At 66.2% G+C, this 4,635-nt stretch carries 5 protein-coding genes; 2 read left to right on the forward strand and 3 right to left on the reverse strand.

Annotated elements, in window-relative coordinates; all coding sequences use genetic code 11:
• The first annotated feature begins 272 nt into the window (after positions 1-272).
• A complete protein-coding gene (locus tag BGO47_RS00005; RefSeq protein ID WP_292706940.1) occupies positions 273-1,085 on the forward strand; it encodes a TspO/MBR family protein in 813 nt (270 codons plus the stop codon).
• Positions 1,086-1,141: 56 nt separating this feature from the next.
• Entirely contained in the window at positions 1,142-1,999 is an 858-nt protein-coding gene (locus BGO47_RS00010; protein ID WP_292706942.1) for an N-acyl homoserine lactonase family protein, read from the forward strand.
• Positions 2,000-2,013: 14 nt separating this feature from the next.
• Here BGO47_RS00010 and BGO47_RS00015 read toward each other — a convergent pair whose 3' ends face one another.
• The 3 genes from BGO47_RS00015 to BGO47_RS00025 all read right to left on the reverse strand — a co-directional run.
• The gene (locus tag BGO47_RS00015; protein ID WP_292706945.1) at positions 2,014-2,985 is read right to left on the reverse strand and encodes a DNA topoisomerase IB; all 972 of its coding nucleotides are present in this window, start codon (positions 2,983-2,985) and stop codon (positions 2,014-2,016) included.
• A gap of 34 nt (positions 2,986-3,019) precedes the next feature.
• On the reverse strand, positions 3,020-3,805 hold the full coding sequence (locus tag BGO47_RS00020; RefSeq protein WP_292706951.1) for an ABC transporter permease: 786 nt from the start codon (positions 3,803-3,805) through the stop codon (positions 3,020-3,022).
• Between the two features lie 14 nt (positions 3,806-3,819).
• The coding region (locus tag BGO47_RS00025; RefSeq protein WP_292706948.1) for an ABC transporter permease at positions 3,820-4,635 on the reverse strand (816 nt) is incomplete at its 5' end.

The following is a 4,635-nucleotide window of genomic DNA, read 5'->3' on the forward strand; positions in this document are numbered from 1 at the left end:
AGCGAGCTCCTTCTGCCGACGCCTGCGCTCCTCGCGCTCCGGACTGATAGCCATGGTCTCCATGATGTTCTCCTTCGAGGTGAACCCCACTCACACAGACCATCTGACACCCCCCTGGAGTGGGTATCCCCACACGGGCGCCGGTATGTCGTGAAACCCGAACGGCACCTCCCCACCTTCTACCCCAACGCCGCCTGAACCGGTCAGGCCCGGGGACGGGGACGCCGCATGAACCGGCCCGCAGGCGGGCAGGCGCGTAATACCGTGGGGGCATGAGCGCGACAGAGTCAGCACGCGGCAGCGACGTAGCCCGCCAGATCCTGGTGATCGCGGCCTTCGTCTTCATGATCATCGGCGACGCGGTGGGCCTGGGAGCTTTCGGCGGCACACCGATACAAGATGCGCAGGGCGGGTCGTTCTCGCCGGATGCTTCGTACCTCACGCCGTCGACCGAGGCATTCGCCATCTGGACACCGATCTACCTGGGTCTTGCGATCTACGTCATCTGGCAGGCGCTCCCGTCGCAGCGCGCCCGCGACCGTCAGCGCAGCCTCGGCTGGCTCATCGCCCTCACGATGGTGCTCAACGGCCTCTGGCTCGTCACCGTGCAGTTCCTCTCGGTCTGGGCGACCGTCGTCTGCATCATCCTGCTGCTCGCAGCCCTCGTCGTGACCTACCTCCGAGCGGTGCGCACCCGAGAGCCGGCCGACGGATGGCTCGACGGCATCCTGATCGACGTCGTCACCGGCCTGCACCTCGGCTGGGTGACCCTCGCCACCGTCGCCAACATTGCCGCGGCCCTTACCGCGACCGTCCCGGCGGACTGGGAGAGCGCAGCGTCCGTCGTCGGGGTCATCGTGCTGATTGTGGTTGCTGTCGTCGCGCTGGCGGTATCCGCGTCGGGAGGCTGGCGGATCGCTCCCGTCCTGTCGATCGCCTGGGGCCTCGGATGGCTCGCCGTCGCCCGCTTGCTCGGTGACCTCGTCGACGTGCCGATCGGTATCACGGCGATCGTCGTCGCGGTGATCGTGCTCATCGTCCCGATCGTCGGGCGATTCATGCGCGAGCGGACGCTCGCCGACTGACACGCCGAAACCTGGTCGCCCCGGGCGCGAAACAGCGACCTGGCATGCTGAACTCCATGACAAAGGGCAGCGTCGGGCGGGTATCGGTTTTGAGTATCGGCGAGGTGCGGCTGCGGCCACACAATATCGTCGGCAACGGCACTCCCATGCTGTGGTGGACGTTCACCTCGCGGCAATGGACGGATCCGCTTCCCGTGAATGTGGTGCTCATTGAGCACGAACAGGGTTGGGTCCTGTGGGACACCGGGCAAGCACCCGCGTCCGCTGACTCGCCGAAGGAGTACTTCCCCGGCGGATTTGTCGGTGCGGTCTACGCGCGGCAGGTGGACTCAACCCTCACGCCTGGGCAAGGGCTCGGTGAACAGCTCGAGCTCGCCGGGGTTCCGATCGAGCGACTGAGTCTCGCCGCCATCTCGCACCTGCACTATGACCACGCCGGCAACATCAGCGAGCTTGCAGCAGCTGGGATCCCGGTGCTCGTGAGCGAGTCTGAGCATGACGTGCTCACCGGAAAGTCGCCGCACATGCACGGCGTCCTGGCCGAGTACCTGCTCGATGCCGGTGTCCAGTGGCGGCCCGTGACGTTTGCCCCCTCGCAGGATCCCGCGCTCGTCGACTTCGACGGTGCCTACGACATCTTCGGAGACGGCGCGCTGACGCTCCTGCCCACGCCGGGTCACACCGCGGGGTCGATGAGCCTGCTCGTCCGTCGTGGCGAGGGTCGGAATCCGCTGCTGCTGGTCGGGGATGCAACCTACGATCCGAGCCTCATCGAGAAGGCGGTCGTTCCGGACGTCGGCGACCGGAAGCAGCAGCTCGAGACGCTGCGACGCTTCGCCGCTTTGCGCGAGCGGATGCCCGGCCTGCAGGTGATCGCCGGTCACGACCCTCGGGCCGCAGAACTCGTCGCCTGAGAGCACGCGCACTCTCACCGAAGCAGCGCGCGCAACTCCGACTCGACGGATGCCGGACGCGACGGGTCGATCGTCGTGCCGTGCTCGTAGGCCTCCACGATCCGCGGATCCACGTAGCTGCTCCGAGCGATAGCGGGGGTGTTCCCGAGGATGAAGGCCGCATCCCGCATTGCTGCAGCGACAATCCTCGCCCGCCGCGACGGTGAATCCACCGGTCCCGCCTTCGCCAGGCTCACAGCCGCAGCCGCGGTGCCGTGCAGGGTCCGGAAGTCCTTGGCGGTGAAGTCTCCGCCCGTGCGCCGGCGGATGTCGGCATTGATCTCCTCCGGATGCAGCGGGTGCACCTCGCCATCGCCATCGCGCCACGCCAACAGTCGCGCCCGCCCACCGCGGCGCTTCAGCGCCCGCACCACGGCAGCAAGATCGGGGTCGGTGAGCTCCGACTCCCACGGCTGACCGCTCTTGCCCGGAAACCGCAGTTCGACGCGCTCACCGTCGTGCACGCTCGCGTGCGCGCACAGCAGCGTGCAGAGGCCATAGCTGCCATGGACGTCCGCGTAGCGTTCCGACCCGACCCGCAGGCTCCCGGTGTCAAGCATCCGGAACGCCGTCGCCAGCACACGAGAGCGCCCCAGTCCGTCGGAGCGCAGATCGAGCGTCACCGTGCGCCTGGCGCCCGGGAGCGTTTCGGCCAGATCCAGCATCCGCTCGAACTTCACTCGATCCTGACGCTCACGCCAGACCTCGTGATATAGGTATTGGCGCCTGCCGGCGTCGTCGACGCCGGTCGCCTGGATGTGCCCGTGAGGGTGGGGTGAGATCCACACGTCGTTCCACGCGGGCGGAATCGCGAGGGCCGAGATCCGCTCGCGCGTGGCCTCATCGGTGATCGCCGCACCCGATTCATCGAGGTAGGCGAATCCGCGTCCGCGACGCACACGCCGCAAGCCCGGTTCTGTGGTGCGACTGCGGCGGAGGCGGGGCATCCATTCACGCTACGCCCCGCCCAGACCGTCAGGGTCAGCGACCTCGACGAACCGCCGCTCGGCGTGCGTTCACGATCCCGTACGCGAGGGTGCCGATGATCGCGAGCAAGAACACCGCCGATGCGATCACGTTCGCCTGCGGCGGGATGCCGCGCTGGGCCGCCACGTAGATGTAGACCGGGAAAGTCTGCACCGAGCCCGACGTGAAGTACGTGATGATGAAGTCGTCGAAGCTGAGGCTGAACGACAGCAGCGCCGCGGCGATGATGCCCGGCAGCAGCAGCGGGAAGGTGATGCGCCAGAACACCTGCCGGGGGGAGCCATAGAGGTCTCGGCCGGCCTCCTCGATCGACGGATCCAGCGAGAGTGCGCGAGCGCGTACCGTCACCACGACGAAGCTCAGGCAGAACATCGTGTGGGCCAGGATGATCGTGCCGAGACCCTTCGCAACCCCCATCGTCAGGAACTGCGCGGCAAGACCCGCACCGATGACGACCTCGGGGGTTGCCATCGGCAGGAACAGCAGCAGGCTGATCGAGCCGCGAGCCTTGAACTGGTAGCGCACAAGGGCGAGCGCGATCATCGTGCCGAGGGTCGTGGCGATGATCGTGGCGACGAGCCCCACGAGGATGCTGTTGCCGAACGCGACACACACCTCCGGTTGCTCGCAGACGGTGAGCCAGTTCTCGATCGTGAACCCGTTCCACGTGATGTTCGTGCGGGTCGTCTCGTTGAACGAAAACAGGAACGTGTAGGCGATCGGGATGAGCAGCACCACGAACGCGGCGATGACGTAGATGCCGAGGATGCGGGACCGCACGGTCCATTGCGTTTTCACAGGAGGTCATCCGTTCCCGTGCGCCGCACGTAGCTGCCGACAATGATCAGGATGACGGCCATCAGCAGGATGCTGAGGGCTGCCGCCTGCGGGTAGTTCACCGTGATGAGGAACTTCGACTGGATGACGTTTCCGATCATCGTGGTCGACGGGCTTCCGAGGAAGGCCTGGCTGGCGTTGACGTAGTCACCGGTTGCCGGGATGAAGGTCAGCAGCGTCCCCGAGACGACGCCCGGGAGCGACAGGGGGAACGTGACCCGCCAGAACGTCTGCCCTGGTGTCGCATACAGGTCGGAGCTCGCCTCGAGCAGGCGCGTGTCGAGCCGGTCGAGCGAGGCGAACAGCGGCAGCGTCATGAACGGGATGAAGTTGTAGGTCAGACCGAAGACGACGGCGAATCCCGTGCCCGTGATGTGATCTTGCGGTCCGAAGAGTCCGATCGTCTGCAGGAACCCGACGACCGGCCCTTCGTCGGCGAACAGTGCCTTCCAGGCGAGGGTCCGCAGGAGGAACGAGATGAAGAACGGCGCGATCACCAGCACCAGCAGCAGGTTGCGGATGAGGGGTCTGTCGCGCAGGACCACACCGATGAAGTACGCGATCGGATAGCTGATCAGCAGCGCGAAGAGGGTAGCCAACAGCGCGTACCAGAACGAGCGCAGGAACTGTGGCCAGTACTCCGCGATCACGTCGACATAGTTCTGCCAGTTGAACGGGGGTGTCAGATGGTCTGTGTGAGTGGGGTTCACCTCGAAGGAGAACATCATGGAGACCATGGCTATCAGTCCGGAGCGCGAGGAGCGCAGGCGTCG

It is taken from the genome of Microbacterium sp. 67-17, assembly GCF_001898325.1.
GTDB lineage: Bacteria > Actinomycetota > Actinomycetes > Actinomycetales > Microbacteriaceae > Microbacterium > Microbacterium schleiferi.

Coding starts and splice junctions, on each gene's coding strand:
- BGO47_RS00005 (WP_292706940.1), top strand. CDS start 273: ATGAGCGCGACAGAGTCAGCACGCGGCAGCGACGTAGCCCGCCAGATC.
- BGO47_RS00010 (WP_292706942.1), top strand. CDS start 1,142: ATGACAAAGGGCAGCGTCGGGCGGGTATCGGTTTTGAGTATCGGCGAG.
- BGO47_RS00015 (WP_292706945.1), bottom strand. CDS start 2,985: ATGCCCCGCCTCCGCCGCAGTCGCACCACAGAACCGGGCTTGCGGCGT.